The organism is Enterococcus sp. LJL128 (assembly GCF_056924295.1).
In genome coordinates this window covers 179,177-200,374 of record NZ_JBXPBP010000002.1, presented here as the reverse complement: position 1 = coordinate 200,374, position 21,198 = coordinate 179,177, and the positions used below count along the sequence as shown (strand labels likewise).

Annotated in this window: 23 protein-coding genes and 1 riboswitch; of the genes, 2 read left to right on the top strand and 21 right to left on the bottom strand. The window is 39.5% G+C overall.

The window, feature by feature from the left end:
- Positions 1–16: 16 nt before the first annotated feature.
- The 10 genes from metG to AC1Z3K_RS03830 form a co-directional block, all read right to left on the bottom strand.
- Positions 17–2,026 carry a methionine--tRNA ligase gene (gene metG / locus AC1Z3K_RS03875; RefSeq protein ID WP_461731922.1) on the bottom strand — a complete coding sequence of 670 codons (2,010 nt, stop codon included), beginning with the start codon at positions 2,024–2,026 and terminating at the stop codon, positions 17–19.
- A gap of 147 nt (positions 2,027–2,173) precedes the next feature.
- Complete coding sequence (locus AC1Z3K_RS03870) at positions 2,174–2,329, bottom strand: hypothetical protein (RefSeq protein WP_426081016.1); 156 nt, start codon at positions 2,327–2,329, stop codon at positions 2,174–2,176.
- Positions 2,322–3,710: an amino acid permease gene (locus AC1Z3K_RS03865; protein WP_426081017.1), complete on the bottom strand. Its 1,389-nt coding sequence runs from the start codon at positions 3,708–3,710 to the stop codon at positions 2,322–2,324. Before AC1Z3K_RS03865 ends, AC1Z3K_RS03870 begins: the two co-directional genes overlap by 8 nt.
- 435 nt (positions 3,711–4,145) lie before the next feature.
- Positions 4,146–5,171 carry a two-component system sensor histidine kinase SapS gene (gene sapS, locus AC1Z3K_RS03860; protein WP_426081018.1) on the bottom strand — a complete coding sequence of 342 codons (1,026 nt, stop codon included), beginning with the start codon at positions 5,169–5,171 and terminating at the stop codon, positions 4,146–4,148.
- 17 nt (positions 5,172–5,188) lie between these two features.
- Positions 5,189–5,863: a two-component system response regulator SapR gene (sapR, locus tag AC1Z3K_RS03855; RefSeq protein WP_426081019.1), complete on the bottom strand. Its 675-nt coding sequence runs from the start codon at positions 5,861–5,863 to the stop codon at positions 5,189–5,191.
- A gap of 365 nt (positions 5,864–6,228) precedes the next feature.
- Positions 6,229–6,711 (bottom strand): tRNA (N6-threonylcarbamoyladenosine(37)-N6)-methyltransferase TrmO, encoded by a 483-nt coding sequence (gene tsaA / locus AC1Z3K_RS03850; protein WP_461731921.1) that lies wholly within the window; start codon positions 6,709–6,711, stop codon positions 6,229–6,231.
- Between the two features lie 335 nt (positions 6,712–7,046).
- Positions 7,047–7,898 (bottom strand): MerR family transcriptional regulator, encoded by an 852-nt coding sequence (locus tag AC1Z3K_RS03845; protein ID WP_461731920.1) that lies wholly within the window; start codon positions 7,896–7,898, stop codon positions 7,047–7,049.
- 24 nt (positions 7,899–7,922) lie between these two features.
- A complete protein-coding gene (locus tag AC1Z3K_RS03840) occupies positions 7,923–8,138 on the bottom strand; it encodes a hypothetical protein (protein ID WP_426081023.1) in 216 nt (71 codons plus the stop codon).
- A 149-nt stretch (positions 8,139–8,287) separates the two neighbouring features.
- Positions 8,288–9,379: a 3D domain-containing protein gene (locus tag AC1Z3K_RS03835; RefSeq protein WP_426081159.1), complete on the bottom strand. Its 1,092-nt coding sequence runs from the start codon at positions 9,377–9,379 to the stop codon at positions 8,288–8,290.
- Between the two features lie 240 nt (positions 9,380–9,619).
- Positions 9,620–10,459, bottom strand: coding sequence for a putative ABC transporter permease (locus AC1Z3K_RS03830; RefSeq protein WP_461731919.1), 840 nt, complete (start codon positions 10,457–10,459; stop codon positions 9,620–9,622).
- A gap of 111 nt (positions 10,460–10,570) precedes the next feature.
- Here AC1Z3K_RS03830 and AC1Z3K_RS03825 point away from each other — a divergent pair, with 111 nt between their 5' ends.
- Complete coding sequence (locus AC1Z3K_RS03825; protein ID WP_461731918.1) at positions 10,571–12,301, top strand: ABC transporter ATP-binding protein; 1,731 nt, start codon at positions 10,571–10,573, stop codon at positions 12,299–12,301.
- Positions 12,291–14,054: an ABC transporter ATP-binding protein gene (locus AC1Z3K_RS03820; RefSeq protein WP_461731917.1), complete on the top strand. Its 1,764-nt coding sequence runs from the start codon at positions 12,291–12,293 to the stop codon at positions 14,052–14,054. Before AC1Z3K_RS03825 ends, AC1Z3K_RS03820 begins: the two co-directional genes overlap by 11 nt.
- A gap of 37 nt (positions 14,055–14,091) precedes the next feature.
- Here the strand turns inward: AC1Z3K_RS03820 and AC1Z3K_RS03815 are convergent, their stop codons facing one another.
- From AC1Z3K_RS03815 to AC1Z3K_RS03765, 11 genes are all read right to left on the bottom strand, one after another.
- Positions 14,092–14,643, bottom strand: coding sequence for a folate family ECF transporter S component (locus tag AC1Z3K_RS03815; RefSeq protein ID WP_426081027.1), 552 nt, complete (start codon positions 14,641–14,643; stop codon positions 14,092–14,094).
- Between the two features lie 26 nt (positions 14,644–14,669).
- A riboswitch (THF riboswitch) is annotated at positions 14,670–14,767 on the bottom strand.
- Between the two features lie 74 nt (positions 14,768–14,841).
- Positions 14,842–15,264: a methylglyoxal synthase gene (locus AC1Z3K_RS03810; RefSeq protein ID WP_461731916.1), complete on the bottom strand. Its 423-nt coding sequence runs from the start codon at positions 15,262–15,264 to the stop codon at positions 14,842–14,844.
- Positions 15,265–15,315: 51 nt separating this feature from the next.
- Positions 15,316–16,077, bottom strand: coding sequence for an epoxyqueuosine reductase QueH (locus AC1Z3K_RS03805; RefSeq protein ID WP_461731915.1), 762 nt, complete (start codon positions 16,075–16,077; stop codon positions 15,316–15,318).
- 2 nt (positions 16,078–16,079) lie between these two features.
- Positions 16,080–16,856: a D-alanyl-D-alanine carboxypeptidase family protein gene (locus AC1Z3K_RS03800; RefSeq protein WP_426081030.1), complete on the bottom strand. Its 777-nt coding sequence runs from the start codon at positions 16,854–16,856 to the stop codon at positions 16,080–16,082.
- 336 nt (positions 16,857–17,192) lie between these two features.
- Positions 17,193–17,555 (bottom strand): hypothetical protein, encoded by a 363-nt coding sequence (locus AC1Z3K_RS03795; protein WP_461731914.1) that lies wholly within the window; start codon positions 17,553–17,555, stop codon positions 17,193–17,195.
- Between the two features lie 75 nt (positions 17,556–17,630).
- Positions 17,631–17,990 (bottom strand): hypothetical protein, encoded by a 360-nt coding sequence (locus AC1Z3K_RS03790; protein ID WP_461731913.1) that lies wholly within the window; start codon positions 17,988–17,990, stop codon positions 17,631–17,633.
- Positions 17,991–18,100: 110 nt separating this feature from the next.
- Positions 18,101–18,445: a hypothetical protein gene (locus AC1Z3K_RS03785; RefSeq protein ID WP_426081034.1), complete on the bottom strand. Its 345-nt coding sequence runs from the start codon at positions 18,443–18,445 to the stop codon at positions 18,101–18,103.
- A 4-nt stretch (positions 18,446–18,449) separates the two neighbouring features.
- Complete coding sequence (locus AC1Z3K_RS03780) at positions 18,450–18,812, bottom strand: hypothetical protein (RefSeq protein WP_461731912.1); 363 nt, start codon at positions 18,810–18,812, stop codon at positions 18,450–18,452.
- Positions 18,813–18,834: 22 nt separating this feature from the next.
- A complete protein-coding gene (locus AC1Z3K_RS03775) occupies positions 18,835–20,229 on the bottom strand; it encodes an LXG domain-containing protein (RefSeq protein ID WP_461731911.1) in 1,395 nt (464 codons plus the stop codon).
- On the bottom strand, positions 20,219–20,581 hold the full coding sequence (locus AC1Z3K_RS03770; protein WP_461731910.1) for a hypothetical protein: 363 nt from the start codon (positions 20,579–20,581) through the stop codon (positions 20,219–20,221). The genes AC1Z3K_RS03775 and AC1Z3K_RS03770 overlap by 11 nt, the downstream gene beginning before the upstream one ends.
- A complete protein-coding gene (locus AC1Z3K_RS03765) occupies positions 20,582–20,893 on the bottom strand; it encodes a TIGR04197 family type VII secretion effector (RefSeq protein ID WP_426081041.1) in 312 nt (103 codons plus the stop codon).
- Between the last annotated feature and the right edge of the window lie 305 nt (positions 20,894–21,198).

The following is a 21,198-nucleotide window of genomic DNA, read 5'->3' as shown; positions in this document are numbered from 1 at the left end:
TCTTCGCGTGTTTCTATTATGCGATGATTGAACCGTTCGGCATATCTTTTGGTGCTTCAACAATTTGAAGTCTGCCTTCCTTGTCCTCTGCTGAAAGAATCATTCCCTGGCTGATTTCGCCTCTCATCTTTCTAGGCTTCAAGTTCGCAACAATCGTTACCTTTTTACCAATTAATGCAGCAGGATCTGGATAGAACTCAGCAATCCCTGAGAGAATCTGTCTGTGCTGATTGTCACCAGCATCTAAGCGGAACTGCAGCAGCTTATCAGCCCCTTTAACTTTTTTACAGTCAATAACCTCTGCTACTTTAATTTCTACTTTATCAAAATCCTCATATTTAATCTGCTTTTCTTTAACAGACTCTAAGGTTGTTTCCTCTGGGTTCCATTTAATCTCTTCGGCTTCTTTCTTAGCGCCTTGAGACATTTTTCTCTGGATATAAGCAACCTCTGTTTCGATATCCAAACGAGGAAAAATTGGCGTACCTTGGCTAGTTACTCTTACATCTGCAGGGAATTCACCAAAATGAATAGATTCCATGTTCATAGTTTCAGGATCAAGTCCCAGCTGCTCATAAATTTTCTTAGGTGTTTCCGTCATCACGGGCTGCAGAAGAATCGCTACAATCCGCAGCGTTTCCGCTAAATGAACCATAACACTATCTAGTTCAGTTTTCTTCTCTTCATCCTTCGCCAATATCCATGGCTGAGTCTCATCAATGTATTTATTTGCACGAGAAATCAGCGTCCAGACTTCAGCAATTGCTGTATTGAATTCCATTTTCTCCATGGCTTCATGATACCGGCCAATAACATTTGCCGCAGTTGTCGAAAGTTCACTGTCAAATGGCGTCACTTTAGATTTATACGCTGGTACTTGACCGTCACAATACTTATTAACCATCGCAATTGTCCGGTTTAACAAGTTGCCTAAATCGTTAGCTAAATCATAATTCAAACGGGAAACAAAATCCTCTGGTGTAAAGATACCATCGCTTCCAAAAGGTATTGCCCGCAGTAGATAGTAGCGCAAAGCATCCAGTCCATAACGCTCTACAAGCATGTCAGGATAAACAACATTCCCTTTAGACTTAGACATTTTTCCATCTTTCATCATTAGCCAGCCATGACCAAAAATCTTCTTAGGTAATGGCAGATCCAATGCCATCAGCATTATCGGCCAATAAATTGTATGGAAACGGACAATCTCTTTTCCGACCATTTGAACATCTGCCGGCCAATATTTCTGGAACAAGCTATCATCCTCTGAACCATAGCCTAACGCCGTAATATAGTTGGATAGTGCATCAATCCAAACATATACAACATGTTTTGGATCTCTTGTTAAAGGAATTCCCCAGGAGAAGGTTGTCCGGGAAACAGCAAGGTCTTCCAAACCTGGTTTAATAAAATTGTTAATCATTTCATTTTTACGGGATTCCGGCTGAATAAATTCCGGATGCTCATTATAGTAGTCAACCAGTCGTTCAGCATATTTACTCATACGGAAGAAGTAAGATTCTTCTTTAACCAGCTCTACTTCATGACCGCTTGGCGCTTTTCCGCCAATTACTTTTCCATCTTCGTTGCGATATACCTCAGCTAATTGTGTTTCAGTAAAGTATTCTTCATCTGAAACAGAATACCAGCCCTCATATTCGCCAAGATAGATGTCTCCCTGATCCAGCAGCTGATTAAAAATCTGCTGAACGGTTTTCACATGATACTCATCCGTTGTACGAATAAACTTATCATAGCTAATATCCAAGGTTTTCCAAAGCTTTTGAACATCTGCTGCCATTTTATCAACATATTCTTTAGGGGTTACATCTAATTCCTTCGCTTTATGTTCAATTTTTTGTCCATGCTCATCCAAACCTGTTAGATAAAGAACATCGAATCCCATCAAGCGTTTGTAGCGTGCCAGCGCATCGCAGGCAATAGTTGTATAAGAATTTCCGATATGCAGCTGTCCACTCGGATAGTATATAGGTGTTGTAATATAAAATGTTTCCTTTTTTGTCATTTAGGAACGTCCTCCTTCTATTTTTTTCCAAAGTCCCTCTTTTTGCTCCTAAACAGTATAACATATTTAGCAATATCTGAACTATATAATTCCTGTAAAAGATTCTATCCTGAGCGCTGTTTTATCAGTTTCCTCAGCGGATATGCATCAGTTTGTCCCGCAGATACATGAAGAGGCATCCAGCAGAACAGCAGGCGAATGTTCTTGATGAGAAGTTAATGGAACTCCCTTTTCTTCAATGAGCTGTTCTTTAGAACAGTCAAAATCAGTTGCTAAAACATGCAGCTTCACTTGTCTATTCAACGTTCTTGTTCATATTGCTATGCTTGTAACCATATAGGAAATAGATAGCCACTCCGATTATCAAAGCAATGGCAAATACCTGCCATGTTGCATACCGCAGCTTCAGCATTAAACCAATACTAACTACGACCAAGATTAACGGCAGCACAGGAACAAAAGGTATGCGGAATTCCCCTTCTTTTGGTTCCCCCAGCATACGCCGCAGCTTAATAATACCTAGTCCCATAAAAATCAAGTACATCAAGGTCACAATGTTGGTCAGCTCAGCCAGCAGACTCAAAGGAAAGAAACCTGCAAACAGCATCGCAGCTGCGCCGGAAACATAGGTCGCATTCTTAGGCGTATGGTGCTTCTTATCAATTTTTCCCATAAACTTCGGCAATAGTCCATCTTTACTGATAGCATAAACGATTCTAGCCAGACTATACATCATTGCAATGGTTACTGTAAGCAGCGTCAAAATCGCGCCGACTGAAATAATCCCGGCTACAGCATCCTTTTGAATAAAGCGCATTGCAAAAGCTACCGGATCCTTCACCCCTAAAGAAGTATAAGGAACGATTCCTGTTAGGATCAATGTTACAACGATATAAAGAACTGTAGCAATAACAATCGAACCAATAATCCCTCTTGGGATGTCTCTTTGAGGATTTTCTACTTCTTCTGCAGCCATACTGACTGCATCAAATCCTAGAAAAGCAAAGAATACAATGGCTGCGCCTCCCAGCACACCATTAAAACCAAAAGGCATAAACGGCTGCCAGTTTGCTGGTTTTACATAAAATATTCCCACAAGAATGAAAAGTAAAATAATACCAAATTTTACAAAAACCATTAAATTATTTAAACGTAAAGCAGTCTTCGCTTCCAATGAAACCCAAAAAGTGACGAAAATAAGGACTAGTACCGCAATCAAATCCACGTAGCTTCCTGTTGCCGCATTATAAGCTCCGCTTAAGGCTTGAGGTAATGCTATACCCAAACTACTCAGAAATCCCTGAACATAACCAGACCAGCCTGAGGCAACCGAAGAAACCGCTAAGAAAAACTCACAAATAACAAGCCAGCCTGTCATCCATGCAGTGAATTCACCAAACACTACGTACATATATGCGTATGGTCCTCCCAGCACTGGTATCCTGGAAGCAAACTCAGCATAGCATAAACCAGACAAAACTATCGCTCCGGCTGCTACTAGAAAAGAAAGCGTCAGCGCCGGTCCTGCTGTTTCTTCAGCAGCGACTCCGGTGATAACAAAAATCCCTGTTCCTACGATTGCTCCAATCCCCAGCATAATCAGATCCATTGTTTTCAAATTCCGCTTCATGCCAGTTTCCTGTATCGGCTGAGCAGTTAGTGTTTTCTTTCTAAAAATCGACATACCTATCCTCCAAAAACTCCATAATTATACAGCTAAATACTGTTCAAAAGCAGCTGATTCTTTCCTCCAGCCTCAGTTGTGACGAAAATCGACTGTTCATTCGTTCCTCACAGACCATTTGAAAAGTGCACAGCTCCTGCTGAAAAACATTCCTTCAACAGTCTAACAAGAAAAAGGAGGAATATACAATAAAAATATGCTAAGAAATGAAAGGAAAATACTTGATCTATAGGATTTATCATAATTCCCTAGTTGTACCACAGATAAAAATACGTATTTACCATTTGCTGTATTTGAATAAAGCTTGGGATTTGCAACTACTTCTGGTTGACACATAAAAAAACGGGAAATTTATTCCTGCCTTTTTATTTAAAATCAACATATGCCTGTCTGTCACTAATCAGCCTTACATGAGAAAAAGTAATCTCTTTTTGATTAGCGAATCTCATGATAATACGTAACAAACGGAAAAAATATTTCTGCAGTGGTTCCAGCCCCTTCTACAGAAGCTATACTTAGCTGATGTCCCAGCTTATCGGCCAGTTTTTTGGCAAGATACAGACCCAAACCAGTGGAATGCTGATTCAGCATACGCCCGTTAGTCCCTGTAAAGCCTTTGTCAAAAATTCGTTGTAAATCATTTTGGGGAATACCGATTCCAGAATCCTCCAGCAATAATGTGATGCCCTCTCGGCTTCTACTAATCTTAACCTTAATTTCTCCGCCTTGAGGGGTATATTTAACTGCGTTACTGATTAACTGGCGAAAGATAAATTCTACCCATTTGCCATCAGTTAAAACAGTCTGATCTTCTCCTTCTATTGAAAAACGAATATTTTTCTGGATAAAGTAATAGGCTTGAGAGCGAATAACAGACTGAACAATCTTTTTAGCAGAGTATTCACGAATCAGATAATCTTTTGAAAAACTGTCCAGACGGGAATAATAGAGCACCTGCTCAACATACTCATCAATCTTCAAAAACTCGTTTTCCAATAGAGAATACGTTTCCTCAGAAATATCATCTTCCAGTGAATCCAGCAGCAAGTTGACAGCAGCTAAAGGAACTTTGATTTCATGAACCCAGGAATCAATATACTCTTTATGCTCCTGCTGATTGTCAATGACCTGCTCCATCACCTTCTGATGCTCAGTAAGTATACTGTTGATATATTCCTGCTGAAGCCGCTCATCTTCTCTTGAGGCATCCTTCAGATATTCCTCCAGCCTTTGCGAGGGATCTGTAATGTCTAATTTTTTCCACCAGCGTCTTCTTACCAAATAATCAATCGCCAGCACAACTACCAGTACCAGAAATTCCAACAAAATCAGATAACTGATAGAGGCGGTACTTAGCTTTACACTAGGTGTTAACCATAAAATCAGGCAGGTTACCCCAATGAAAAGCAGCCAGCCAATTAAAAATAACCAATGGTCCTTTAAATACTTTCTAGCTGTCATTGTCTTCTCCATTCATACTATGGGACGATATAGCCCTGACCAATTTTGGTTTCAATATAATCCTTGATTCCAGCTTGTTCAATCTTCTTTCTTAAACGGTTGATGTTTACAGTCAAAGTATTATCATCCACAAAACGTTCATCTTCCCACAAGGCCCGCAGCAGTTTTTCTCTAGTTAAAATTTTGCCGTGTTTCTTCATTAGTATATATAGTAGCCGATACTCATTCTTGCTCAAATCAATCATTTCACCGTTGATATCCATATTCCCGTTATCTAGATTCAGTTTAATTCCGTTATGTTCAAGAATTTCACTTCCTGGTTCAGAATAATTATACGAACGGCGCAGCAACGCATTAATCTTAGCAACCAAAACATCAATCTGAAAAGGCTTTGTTACAAAATCATCTGCTCCCATATTCATCGCCATAATCATATCCATATTAGTATTTCTGCTGGAAATAAAAATAATTGGTACTTTAGATACTTCCCTAATCTTTTGACACCAGTAATATCCGTCATAAACCGGCAAGTTAATATCCAGCAGCAGCAGCTGGGGCTCTTCTTTTTGAAAATCTTCAAGTACGTGATGAAAATCAGTTGTACCAAAGACATCCAACTGCCATTTTTCCAGTTCTTTCATTACTAAGCTGCGGATAGTTGCTTCATCCTCAACAATCATGATCTTAGCCATGTCCTGTCCCTCCATCATTCTTCTCCCTTTTATTTTACCCTATCCAATTTATTTTTTCATTTATAGCGGGCTTTATTGAAAGGATTCTTAGAAATCAGTAAAAAAAGAGACTGGAATATAGCTAAATGTATCCTCCTAATCCACATTGAAAAAACCCCTAAGTTAGATTTTTTGGTCTAACATAGGGGCACACCTCATGTAGCTATTTTCGTATGGTTTGGCTTATTGCTGAGAAACACAGTGAAGGACGAGCCGATGTTGAACAGTACCTCCCTGGTTCTTGAAGCAAAACACTTTTGCTCCAGACTCTCTCTGAGTATTCAAGTTAAATGACCCAGTCTATTTTCTCCAAGTTTTCCATTGAATCAAAAATTGAATTCATCGGCCCAGTCGAAATCCCCAGATGTTTCAATATTTTTTGGCCAGTGCGCACTCCATTCTGGTACACTGGGCGTTTCTACACGATCCTCGCTTGGCGTATACGGCTTGATGTCTAGCAATGGACTGCCATCCTCAGCATCAACATAGTCAACTCTTATCCGTCCGTTTACCTTATCCAATTCAAGAACTCCTACAGTAGAAAGAGCCAACAAATTAGGCCTTACTGGAGAACGCGTTGCAAATATTCCCAGAACATCCGGTGCTTTCTTATACGGACTAGCAACCTGTAAAATTTCTCTCATTTCCGGCTGATCCAGCTTATCCAACCAATAAATGATGTTTAAATGTCCAAAACCTTCAAGCCCTTCTAATGCCTCGGCATACTTAGGCAACAGCTGAATAAACGCTCCCTGCTCACCATTTTCGATGTGTCCAATTGTCTGTACAGTAAATGTTTTCTGTTCCATAATCATCCCTCCTGTACCTACAGGATAGACCCTCACATAATGGTAGGGTCAAGGATTTTTTTGATAAAAAGATTATAAAATTTTTACAGTTGCCTGCTCTGTAATATCAAGTGACAGCGAAGGAAGCATTGGGGCAAGTTCTAGCAAGCTTTCTTCAACAATAAGTCGTGACTACCTCATGATAAAGAGCATCATGTGGCTGCCTCGCGCTTATTGCTCGATAGCTGTACGAGCTCGTTCAGCTTTTCTAATCTGTCTAGCTTCACGAGCAAGCTTTCTTCAACAATAAGTCGAGGCCACCTCATGATAAAGAGCATCATGTGGCTGCCTCGCGCTTATTGCTCGATAGCTGTACGAGCTCGTTCAGCTTTTCTAATTGGAATTTGAATTTCTGTTAAATAATTATCCGGGTTGTCTTCGGTATCTGGTCCACGATGGGAAACCTGACGTGTTGGAATCAGCATTTCATACTCTTCATGCTCAGATAACCAATGCGCAAAATGGTGGTATGCCCCCTTAATATTGTCATAAGAACCAAAGACAAAGATTGAAGCAGCCAAAGGAATCTCTTTTGTCTCATAACAGTTCAAGGGCGGTTCTACCTCAGTTAGCCCTTTTATCTTTAGACAAATTTCAATTTCGACGCCTTCTTCTCTATAACACTCATCATGAAAAATAGTAAAGTTATCCGGAGACTGCTTTACAACGTCAACCTGTTCCTTCTTCAGCAGTCCTAAAAACTCCTGCCATAAAGCTCCTTCATGATAATAGCTAGGAATCACTTTGCGTAAACTAACAATTTTTTCCTGCGGCAGTGTTCGAAAAATGACATGGAGATCCCTTTTTTGAGGTTCCTTTACTCGTTCAATTGTATTCGCAAGCTCCAGTAAGCGTCGCTGCTCTGCTGCGATTTCCTGTTCAATTTGTTCATATTTATTCTTTAACTGTTCTTGAAAATAGCTATCTCCTAAATCTTCTCCAACCAGTGATTTAATTTCAGCTGTTGAAAATTTTAGATTTTTCAATAAGATGATTTTTTGGAGTAGCGGCAGCTGCTTTACGTGATACAGCCGATAGCCATTTTCCTGATCAATTTTTGCGGGCGGCAGCAGGCCCTGTTCGTCATAGTAGCGCAGCATTCGAATCGATACTTGTGCTAATTTTGAAAATTCACCAATTTTAAACATTGTTCTCCTACCTGTTTTCTTAGTCTAAATGCTTGAAAGAGCAGAGCCTTGCCTAATCAGTGCTGCAATAACAATAAAAGCACCATCAAAAAGTAAAATCAGCATATTTACGCCACAAATAATGGCAAGTTTTTCCAATCCTTGTATCTGCTTCTTTGCTTTGAGCAATCTGTAAAGAAAGAAGTTACCTCCATAAGTAACAATAAGCAATACCATTACCAACTCCACACCAACAATCATTCAAAAACACTCCCTATTTTTTCATTTGCTTCTATTGTAATCTACTTTCAGTAATTCTTAAAATAAAATTTTTGAAAATGAAAAAAGAGTTGAAACTTAACAACTTAAGTTCCAACTCTTTTCAAATGGTCTAATTCAAACAGATAATTTTATTGAATTTCTACACGAATATTGTGACGGCGTCCCCAGTTCACACATTCGGCAACTGAGTTGAAATGCACATCAATAATATTCCCTTTGATTGCGCCTCCGGTATCTCCGGCGATTGCATAGCCGTAACCGTCTACCACCACTAATGATCCCAAGGGAATCACACTTGGATCAACGGCAATCACATTGCTTTGCACGCGTAAATCGATTCCGATAGCCGTAATAAAGCCTGAACCTGGTTCCGTATACGAATACGCAGTAGACTCCACATACAAGACACGACCTGTACCGCCTGTTTCATTTCCACCAGTATTAGGAACTTCTGGTGTAGAAGGCTCTGTACTTGCTTCGCTTGATGGATCAGACGATTCTGTAGAAGAATTTGCAGTTTCAGCAGTTTGTGCTTCTTCTGCTGCCTTTGCTGCAGCTTGTGCCGCTTCAGCCGCTTTTGCTTCTTCTGCCAATCTATTTTGTTCTGTAATTTTCTTATTTGCAATCAGTTGAATAGTTCCTTCATTCTCAGATAACTGCTGCTTCAGTGCAACGACTTCAATGTCCATTGCCTGCGCTTCTTCCTCAAGCTTTGCTTCGTTTGTCTGAAGCTGTTCCTGAGTCGTTCTAACAGTTTCCTGAAGTTCAGCCAGCCGCTCTTTTTCTTCTGCTAGACTTTCAATTTTTTCATTTTCAGCATTTTGCAAAATTGTCATCACATATGCTCTATTGAAAAAATCCGAAAGACTTTCAGATTCAAGCAAGACTTGCCATGTACGTGTTTCACCATTCAGCTGGATCGTTTTCATACGATCGCCGACCGCAGCTTTGCGACGCTCAATACTTGATTCTGTAGCCGCTATTTCTGCTTCAGATTCTTCGAGAGTCTTTTCTGCATTGGTGATTTCTGCCTTCAAATTTTCGATCTCAGCATATTTCTTGTTTACATCTGTAAGTGCTGTATCTATTTCCTGATTAAGAATTTGTCCCATTTCTGTCGCTTGCTCTTCTTCCTGTTGCAAAGAGTCCAATGATTCCGCAGTAACCATAACAGAAGGGAAGGCTAGATTTAATAAGATGATTGCCGACAAAAACGGCATCAGCTTTTTAATACCCACTGAATCCAACACCTTTCCTATAATAAATCCTAACTCTATTCATTATACTAATCTTGAAAGTAGATATTGTTTCAACAGTGTTACAAATTATTACGTTTTAAAGAAAACTTAATATTCTCTGTAACATTGAGCTTTACCAGTTTAATTGGTGAATCTCATAAAAGAGCTTAATCTATCCCTGCACACCAGTCTTAACTTCATTGGTACACCTGAAGCTATCTGTTACATTTTTCTTGTTCTCTTCTTAATAGACGTAATCAGCTGCTTTACTGTTTCGGAATTATCGATGCGTTTCAGTTTCAAATTAGGGTAGTTTTTAATCCAACGGCGCTGGCTAAGGTTTAAACGCTGCAGCCGCTGTGTAATCTCACTATTCTTTTTAAGCTCCTCAAAATAGCTTTGAGATTTCGCTGTTCTTTCTGCAAAGCCTTTTTCAATAGATTTTTTCAGTTCGGCCACATCTTCTGACAAGACTTCTCCCCGAGCATTCATACTTTCAGATATTTCCTTGGCTTTCGTTTCTAGTACCGTATTAATTTCATCTGTAATATGTTTGAACGCCTGCATATTCGTTACTGTGTAGATAAGATCAATAAGGATCATTGCGGTTAGAGCAGCTGGTAAAATCCAGCCGAATGCTTCTGTTAGAAAATCAGTTGCCAGCAAAATTTTAGGATGAATAATTCTAACAATCAGCACACAGGCCAATCCCCAGAATGCAGAAACAGGCAGTGCGACCCTGCCGTTGATGTTTAAAGGCACATCTTTGTAATCCCACCATGAAGCATGGAAGAGCTTTTCTAAAACAAAGCTGGTCAAATACTCCAAGACAGTCACTAGTAGAGCTGAAAGAAAATACAATAGAATCAAATTTCCTTTAAATGGTTCTAAAAAATAAAGTACTCCTAAAATACCAAATCCATAAATAGGACAATAAGGCCCTGTTAAAAATCCTCTATACATAAACTTCCCTGCCCGAAGCGAGCAGTACACCGTTTCCCAAAGCCAGCCGATAAATGAATAAATAAAAAACAGCAAGACTAATTCAATCCATTGATTCATTTCGTTGCCACCTTCCTCTTCAACATTGTAGCAAATTGTCAGGGCTAAAAGCGAGCAACTTTATTTGACCGATAAGTTGAGATACAATAGAACAGATAAAGGGGGAAGAAAATGATTCAATTATTAAGATACGCAAAAAACTATAAAAAACAGATTATCTTAGGACCTTTCTTTAAGTTTTTAGAAGCCTGTTTTGAATTGGTTCTGCCGCTGATGCTGGCTCGGCTGGTCGATAACGGCATTCAGAATAATGATTCCGCCTACGTTATAAAGATGGCTGGCTGGATGGTCCTTATGTCTGTGATTGGATTAATCTGTGTGATTATCTGTCAATACTATTCTTCCATTGCTTCCCAAGGATTTGGTACTGAGCTTAGAAATCAGCTGATGAAGAAAATCAATCGTTTATCTCATAATGAGCTGAACTTATTTGGAACAGATACATTGATTACCCGCATGACCAACGATATTAATCAGCTCCAGCTGGCTCTGGCTATGCTAATCCGCTTAGTTATCCGGGCACCGTTTTTAAGCATTGGCTCAGTCATCATGGCTTTTTACATTGATTTTAGCGCCGGATTGATTTTTTTACTTCTGCTTCCTGTTTTCTGTATTATTTTATTTATTATTATCAGACTAACTGTTCCTTTATATAGACAAGTTCAGGAAATGCTGGATAGCCTAAATCAAAAAATCAGTCAAAATTTGACCGGTGTTCGTGTAATTCGGGCATTCGCACAAAAAGAGACTGAAATTGAACATGTAGATCAAACAACAGATGATTTAGCAGCCCTCTATGTAAGAGTATCAAGAATTTCTGCTTTCCTCACACCTGCGACAACTCTGATTATGAACTTGGGAATCATTCTCCTGCTTTATATCAGCGGCTTTAAAGTCTCAGTGGGGAATCTCCAGCAAGGAGAAGTCTTGGCGCTAATCAACTATATGAATCAAATGCTGCTGGCCTTAATCGTGGTTTCAAATCTTGTACTGATTTTCACTCGTGCCTCTGCTTCTGCCGCACGGGTCAACGAAGTACTTACTGTTGATCCCAGCATCAGGGAAAAAACAGATGCCAGCTCAGCGCCTCAACCAACGAATGACGAAATTGCCTTTGAGCAGGTCTCTTTTCGTTATCATGAGTCTGCCGGGTTAGCATTAACAGCTATTGACTTAGTGATTCCAAAGGGAGGTACACTTGGCATAACCGGTGCCACAGGCAGTGGAAAAAGTACCTTGATTCAGCTTATCCCCCGCTTCTATGATGTCAGCGAAGGACGCGTCGTCGTTCAAGGACGAGATGTTCGTGACTGGTCGCTGGATGAGCTCCGCAGAAACATTGCAGTTGTGCCTCAAACCTCTGTTTTATTCAGCGGTACAATCCGGGAAAATCTGCAGTGGGGCAAAGAAGATGCTACAGATCAAGAATGCTGGGAGGCTCTAGCTATTGCTCAATGCAGTGAATTTGTTGAACAGCTTGAAGCTGGTCTGGATACACCTGTTTATGAAAGTGGGAAAAACTTCTCCGGCGGGCAGCGGCAGCGGCTGACAATTGCACGCGCGTTAATTGCCAAACCAGCTATTTTGATCCTCGATGACTCTTTAAGTGCATTGGATTATCAGACTGATTTAAACCTGCGCATATCATTAAAAAAGGAAATGAGTGCAACTACTCTTATTATTATTTCTCAAAGAATCAGCTCTATTCGGCAGTTTCAGCAGATTCTTGTATTGGATGAAGGAAAAATGGTCGGACTGGGAACACATGAACAGCTGATGACCAATTCTCCACACTATCAGGAAATTGTAACTTCGCAGGAGGAAAATGACCATGATGACTAAAAAAACACCTACTCAATCATTAAAAAAATTTCTTCCTTACCTGCTTTATTACCGCCGCGAGCTAATTTTATCGATTCTACTGGGGGCTGTCAGCGGCTTTGCTACAGTCTGGATGACAGATGCCTTTGGAAAGGCTGTTGATACCATGATTGGCGAAGAAAATGTTGATTTTTCCAAATTGTATGCAATTCTGGGACTGCTTTTAGGTATTTTAATCGTTACTGTCATCAGCCAATGGCTAATTCAGCTTTTAGGAAATCGTGTTTCCTATTTATCTGTAGCTAGATTAAGAAAAGACACTTTTTCTAAGCTTAACGAGCTGCCGTTAAACTATTACGATCAACAAGCACATGGTGATATAGTCAGCCGTTTCACAAATGATATGGATAATATTTCCATCGCCTGCTCAGTTGTGTTTAATCAACTCTTTTCTGGAGTAGCGGTTGTGCTTATTGCCCTGGTGTTTATGGTTCGTCTTAGTGTTACCCTCACAATTGTTGTGCTGGTTACCACACCAATTATTTTTATTGTCAACTGGCTGGTTGCAAATGCGTCTCAAAAAAACTTTGCAGCACAGCAGAAAATTGTCGGCTCCATTTCCGGATTTGTTTCCGAAATGGTAGGGAATCAAAAAATTGTTAAAGCCTTTCGCCGCGAAGCTCACGTACAAACACAGTTCGAGCAGTTGAATCAAGAATTATATGTTGAAGGACAGAAAGCACAGTTCTCTTCTTCTTTAACAAATCCTTTATCCCGCTTCGTAGATCATTTATCCTACATTGCAATTGGGTTAACAGGCGGACTCCTGATTCTTTCCGGAAATACAGCCGTTTCTGTCGGAGTTATTTCCAGCTTCACTATCTATAGTGCTCAATTTTCAAAACCATTCATTGAATTGTCCGGCATGATTACCCAAATTCAGACAGCTATAGCAGGAATCGACAGATCCTTTGATTTATTAGAGGAGCAGCCGGAAAAACCAGATGAAAAGAATGCTTTCGTGCTGACAAAAGCCAAGGGAGATGTATCCTTCAACCATGTATACTTTTCCTATATTCCGGACAAGCCATTGATAGAAGATTTCTCTCTCGCTGTTCAGGAAGGAGAAACAGTAGCAATCGTCGGGAAAACTGGTGCAGGGAAATCAACTTTGGTCAATTTGCTGATGCGCTTTTATGATGTTGATCAGGGGAGCATTACAGTTGATGAACACAGCATCGCTGAGATTACCAGAGACAGTCTTAGAAAAAGCTTTGGCATGGTTCTACAAGATACCTGGCTGTTTGACGGTACGTTGAGGGAGAATCTGACCTACGGGAATCCTCAGGCGACAGCTAGCGAAATCAAGACTGCGCTTGAAAAGACACATACTGCTGAATTTATTCAACGTCTGCCCAAAGGACTTGAAACGGAAATCGGCAGCCAGGGAATTAAAATCTCAGAGGGGCAGCGGCAGCTTTTAACTATTGCAAGAACAATGATCAGCAATCCGCCAATGCTTATTTTAGACGAGGCAACAAGCTCTGTAGATACGTTGACCGAGAAGCAAATCCAGTCCGCTTTTCTGGAAATCATGAAAGGGCGAACTAGCTTCGTGATTGCCCATCGATTATCTACAATTAAAAATGCTGATAAGATTTTAGTAATGGAGCAGGGAAAAATCGTCGAAATTGGGGATCATCGTACACTTCTGACGATTCCAAATGGGCATTATCAAGCACTTTATAATGCTCAATTCGCGAAACAATCATAAAAAAACAGCTTTCCGGGGATGGCGGAAAGCTGTTTTTTTATTTATTATATGAAGCTGTTACTCGTTCAATCAATTGCTTATATGAGATTCTGGTTCCCATATAATAAGTTGCTGCTACCTGTATTGGGAAAAATATAAGGTTTTTAATAATTCTAGGTACCCACCAGGCTAAAATTTTCAAATCAATATTGTAAAGCATTCCTAGCCACAACGGCGTTAAAATCAGATGTACAATCACGGTTACCAGCAATGTCGCTGTAATAACCCGGGGCCAGGTGATTTCCTTTTTATAATAAAAGAAACCATAAATCGCACCAGTAATAAAAGCATTCAAGGTAAATCCCGGGAAATATGCTCCTGTTTTTGGAAATAACAGAATACCTACTGTATCAGCAATTACACTGCCGATTCCCGTCCAAAATGGGCCAAAAAGCATACCCATCAAGGTTTCCGGAATAAAGGTCGCACTAATCCTCAAATCTTGATTTTCAAACGAAAGAAAACGGGTAAATACGACTACCAATGCAATCAATAATGCCAGTACCGTTAACTTTCTTGTTTCTAAAACTCGTTTCTTCATCCTTAGCATCTCCTTTAAGAGCTGCTACAAATCAATGCAGCGAATGCGAAAATAAAACCGCGGATTTCCATCCTTCGTCCACAGGGCGACATCCCATCCCCGCAGCACTTAACGCTTTATCTTCTACTCTGTATTTATTTTTAGGCATAAAGCCTAAAAGGACTATAGCATAGACTGCGCTTAAAGGCAATCCAACCGCCGATTTCTCTATAAGGAAATTGGACGGTTGTCTCCTTCATGAATGACTTCCCGAAAATCAGCAAAGCCTGCTTCCAGTCCACGAATTAATATCTCTGCAGTACCGATATTTGTGGCAAGGGGAATTTCATAGACATCGCTTAAACGAATCAACGCATTTACATCTGGTTCATGGGGCTGGGAAGCCAACGGGTCTCTAAAGAAAATCACCATATCCAGATTATCCTCAGAAATCATTGCTCCAATCTGCTGGTCTCCTCCAAGGGGACCGGATTTAAAGCGGTGAACCGGAAGCTTTGTAGCCTCAGCAATTCGACCGCCGGTAGTCCCCGTAGCAAAAAGTTCATGCTCCGCTAAAATATGCTTATATGCCAAAGAAAATTTTACCATCAAGTCTTTTTTTCGATCATGGGCAATCATTGCAATTTTCATCTTTGTCATCCTTTCTTTTTATGGAAAGCGAATTTATTTTTCAGCCGGCGGCTATTCTACTTCTAGTTGAGATTTCTCCAGTTGTTCAGCTTTCCCTTTTTCTTTCAAAAATCCCTGAGCAGCCTGATTTATCTCTTTTAAATCCACTCCCTGCTGCTTGGCAGCAAACAGACAGCCGCAGTAACACTGTCGATAAATATCATACTCTTTACACAATTCAATCGAACGTTTATAACCATTATTCTTTTTAAAATCACTAGGCAGATAATTGGTTTGATAGAATTTTTGAATATCAATGCCAATTGAATTAATCAGCTGGCTATCTTTTTTAGGCGACAGCGTCAACGCACTGCCAAAATAATCGTAGCCTAATTCCTGTGCCTTTTCTGCAACAATGTCCAAACGCATCTGAAAACATGAAGCACATCGCTTACCTCCCTCGGGAGATTCCGTCAACCCTTTTTCCTGAACCATTTGAATAAATTGATTTGGTTCATACGGTGCTGCCAAAAATTTGACCTGATTACCAGTCTGCTGATTGAACGCAGCTACAAACTCCTGCTGAACGATTTCTCTGCGCTTGTATTCTGACCGCGGATGAATATTCGAGTTTGCAAAATAAATTGTGACGTCTGCATAGCTGGTTAGGTATTCCAGCGTATACGTGCTGCATGGCGCACAACAGCTATGGAGTAAAATCGTCGGTTTAACAGCAGCGTTTTCCCATTCCTCAATCATCTTTTTCAGTATACGGTCATAATTAATTTTTTGATTTGGTGCCATTTTCTCAGTAATTTCAAGTATATTAAGCATCTTTATTGTTCCTCTTCATAGTCTCCGCCCTGAACATCCAGATATTCCTCCAGCGTCAGATTTTTTTCATGGATTTCCTCTGCGGCTTCTTCCCCTACATACCGAACATGCCAAGCTTCAGCCATATAGCCGGTAATCGACTCCTGTCCCTCTTTATACCGGACAATAAACCCATACCGATGAGCATTATCACGAATCCAAGCAGCTTCTGTTTCCGTGTTTGCTAATTCACCAGCAGTATCAATAAAATCAAATGCAAGACCTGTTTGATGTTCAGAATAGCCTGGACGTGAGGAATAACGTTCTGCCGTTTCCTGACCATCCCCTTCAACATAATTTTTATACAGCTCTTCCTGCTCTTTGTAGCTTCGATAGCCGCTGTATTCTTCTGAAATATTTAGCCCAAGATTACGCATTTCTTCATTCATTTTTTTAAAGGCTGCTAACGCTTCTGAATTTTCCCCGGGATCATAGCTTTCGGGTAGTGGATAGCGCTTATTGACAACCACAATTCCCTTCACTATTTTCGGTTCTTTTATTGTTTGAGGAGAAAGCACTTCTTCAGAGCTTTCAGCTACTTCAGTCGAAGCGGTTGTGTCTTTCGTCTGGCTTGCCTTTGTCTCACTTGAACGCTCTTCACTATCCACAGATAAGGAATAGGCTGTATTTACTGACTGCTCCACCTTTTTGCGGTTATTTTCATAGTAGAAAAACGAAACCAGCAAAAGGGCGATAGCCAGCACACTTAACTGAAGATAACGTCGATTCCTATTCTTCATATATATGTCCACCTGTCTCTATTAAAATCCCATACCAAGGACAGCCCTTTTTCACATATTCCTATTATACTTATAAACCTGACATCTGGCGAATTTAATTTAAAAAATATTAATATATGTATAAATTTTGTAAAAGAAAGCACCGCGAATTCTACTTCTTTATTCTGCGCTGTTATTTATTACATTTAGCTTTTTATCCTCTATTAAAAGATTTCTACGTAATTAGCAATGACATCCAACAAAATACTTTAAAAACAGCAGACCAAAATTTACTTGATCTACTGCTTAATATGTTGATAAAGGATATAAGCTTCGATATTTGAGACTTTCATACCACTAATCCTTATCATCGCTATACATTATGCGCCTTCTTTCTAGTACAGTATCTAACTCGTCTACATTGAATCCTGTTGCCAGGTTTGATACTTTTAAATACAATCCGTTTTCATCTTCCGCATAAGCCTCTATTGCTTTTTTTACTAATTCTTCTGTCAGTTCTTCTACAATAATTAACTGCTGGGGCCAGCCGGGTTCTGAATAACCCTTATCCCCCATCAATGTTCCTATATTTTTAAGGGTAGAAACTACTAGTGTATAGGTATAACCATCGTCTAATGTAACAAATAGGTCAATATTATCATTTGTGATGTCTTCTATTTTGTCTAGCGTTGTAGGGTATTCAATATTAAGAACTTTCACTTAATCATTCCTCCAACTATTGATGCTTAGTTATCAATATTTTGATAACCTTATTTTCATTTCTTGAACATCTATTTACGCTTCATCATCGTCATAAAATCGTCGCTCTTTTTCAAGCATTCTATCTAAATCTTCCAAATAGTATCCAGTGGATAAATGAGTAAATTTTAGCCAATAAGCATTTTCTTCTGCATAGGCCTCTATTGCTTTTTTAATAAGCTCCTCTTTCAATTCCGTTACCACGATTAACTGCTGAACCCATCCCGGACTGAAGTACCCTTTTTCCTCCATAAATTTTGCAATATTTTGGACAGTAGATACAATAACAGTGTATGTAAAACCATCTTCTAAATCCACAAAAACATCAATGTTGTCATTTGTGATGTTTTCTATTTTATCCAAGGTTGTTGGGTAGCGTATAGCCTTTATCTTCATTTCAATCATCCCCCTTTACCTATACTTGCTTAAATATTAATAGCGATATTCTCATTTTTCTATAGTTGCTGTAGTCTTACCAGCATCTCTACTACCCAAAGAACTTTTTTTCAATAACTGTTGTTGCTCTTTTCAATTTCTTCAAGCATTGATACAAACAAATCGTCAGTAATTGAATTGGATAAGTAATGGAGCTTTAGCCAGTAAGCATTGCCTTTTGCATGAGCTTCGATTGCTCTTCGAATGGTATCCTCTTGAAGTTCATCTACAATAATAAAAGGTGGTCCTTCCTCTAGATATCCGTTCTCCATCATATGTTCAATGTTTTTAATTGTTGCTACAACTACTGTATAAGAGAAACCATCTTCTAATGTTACAAATACATCAATGTTATCATTCGTTGGATCATTAATTTTATCTAAGGTTGTGGGGTATTCAATATTTAAGACTTTCATAACGTTACTCTTCATCATCACTACAAAATTCACGCTTACCTTCAAGACTCTTATCCAAAAGTTCAGCATCTATCATTGTTGATACATGGCTCAATTTTATCCAATACCCATCATCTTCGATTGCATGTGCCTCGATAGCTTCTGCAATTACTTCTTCATTTAATTCTTTCACAATCACAAATTGTGGTGCCAATCCTGGTTCTAAAAACTTTTTCCCTCTCATCAATGTCTCTATGTTCTTTAAAGTCGCTACAATAATAGTATAGGAAAAGCCATCTTCTAACTCTACAAACACATCAATGTTATCATCTGTGATGTCTTCTATTTTATCCAAGGTTGTTGGATAACTAATTTTTATAACCTTCATTCCATAGCTTCCTCCAATTAAATCATTTATATAAATCTATCAAAATATTAATAACTTTTGTTTCATTTCCTTTATATGCTTTTCCAAGTATCTCGATTACCCCATCAACCTTTCGATAAAAAATTCGTGCTCCTTTTTTCCCTCTGATGTATATAACATCTTTAAATAAATTTCTATACCCAATACCAGGATTTGTATTGCCAGCTGCTAGTTTTTCTATCAATTGATCTGCTTCTTTCTGTACTCCTTCGTTTTTCCCCATCTCTTCTGCTTCTTTTCTCAACCTTGCGTTTTCATCAATCTTCGATACAACCTTAGGATTATCGCCGCCTGAGCTTTCGCCCCAATTTATTGTACTGATTGACACACCAGTAAGTAATTCAACAATTCCCACTGATACGGTTGCTAAGGCTTCGCTGACAACACTGCCATCTGCACGTAATAGCAAGGTCGCTGGCTCGCCAGTTACAGCATTCACTCCATAGCCAATAGATAAGCCGTTCCCTAAAGTTCTCAAGCCGTTAATCACATATTGTGTGCCATTTACAATAAACAACACACTGGTAATGGTTGTATAGACTTTTCCAACTGGACTATCCATCAGCTTTTTATATTCTGCTAAGCGAAATTCTGCCATTAAATAGACGTATTCCGCAGTCAGCTTTGTATCCAGCTTACCATTCTTATAAACATAATAGTTCGGATTACCAAATTCGTCTACGGTTATTTCTACATCGTAATTGACACTGTCCAGCGCCTCACGCACCTCAGGTCTCTTACTCAGCTCTTCCTGACGTTTTTTCCACGCTTCATTAATTGGTCTGACCCAAGTCATATCCAGTTTGGTAATATCAAAGGTTCCTGAAGCAGCATTCCAGGCACCGCCTTTATTTAAGGCCGCAATGGCTCTGTCCAGATTATCCATATTTGTTTCTACATCTGAAAAGAGTGCAGGGGAAATACTATTAAACAAGTAGAGATCCTCCAATCGTTCCTCTAGCTTTCCTATTATGTCTTGGTTCATCATATATGCCTTTTCCATACGGAAATTTGGTTTTTCTTCTTTATTCATCGCTGCCGCATAGGAGCGCAGCAGCTCTCTACCAGCTTCTATCTGCTGTTTAATCCGATCCTCTTCAATATCGCCGCCGCCCACAATTTCCTCAAACTTTGCCGGAAACTGTGTCTGTGCCTCAATCATTGACTCCCCTACCAAAACCATGGCTGTAGCAATTGGCGGATAGACAGTTCTGAAATAGTTCCGAGCGGAATTATAGGTTTTCCCAGATAACGGTGCATTCAAATAGGCATTGATGCTATCCCTTAATGTGCCTGTATTTCGTAAATAGTCATGTGCCATTTGTACTGCTGCACTTGTTTGCGCCTCTACTTCTCCAACAAAAAAACTAAGTCCCATCATCACCCTCCTTTTTTTCTTCTGAATACAGTTGCCGCCTTACATTAATTAATTCGTCTTCTTTAGCCGCAAACAGCTGAAGCTCTTGTTGAAGCTCCTCTCTATTCGTGTCTATTGTCAGCAGGTTTGCTCGATGAAGCTGAAGAAACTCGTCTTCCAGATTTAGTACAAACTGCTGTGTTCGTCCGTGACTACTATAAATAATATCTAGCAAAAATTCTTCCTGATCGGTAGAAAGTCTCTGATAGTCTGCTTCTAGCTCCTCCAGCAGCCTTTGCTTTTTTCTTTGTGTATCCTGTTGTTGTTCAAGCTCTGATAATTGCTGTGCTATCTTTTCTTCAGTATCTGTCATCTAAAAACCACTCTTTCCTGGTCTAGGTAATTGACTCAAACCATCAAAGCCTTTACTTAGCTTTTGATCGATTGCCGCGAATTCCTGTGAAACAGAATGGATATTGTTCCCATCTCTCGTCAGTGCATTAGAAACTGCCTGGCTTGATGCAGGCATTCGCTGTAGGCATCGCTGTGCATTCTTATTTCCAGATACGTTTGTTTTACTGGCAGTAGCTGTTGGTGCCGAGCTATTTGCCAGCACACTGGCCGCTTGGCTTAACCGCTGCGAAACAACGCCAGCAACTGTATAATTTACATTTAGACCATTCATTTGTTTACTCCTCTCAAATTACAGTCTAAATTAAGATACCATTAGAAACAAGAAGTTTTTTATTAGTAAAATAATTATTATCTTCATAAAAAAACAAACTTTACTGAACAGCCGGCAAGCTTTTATTTTGACCAAATATTACTCTATTTGTTTTTTTTCCTAGGATTTCCTCCTTCAATAAACCTGGGATAATAGCGTGTAAAATGCAAACAGCTGCTAGTTCTGTTCCAGTTAAATTCTATTCGAACTAGCAGCCTCATTTGATAAAAATACAATAATGCTCTGCTAATCGATAGCAGACTTTC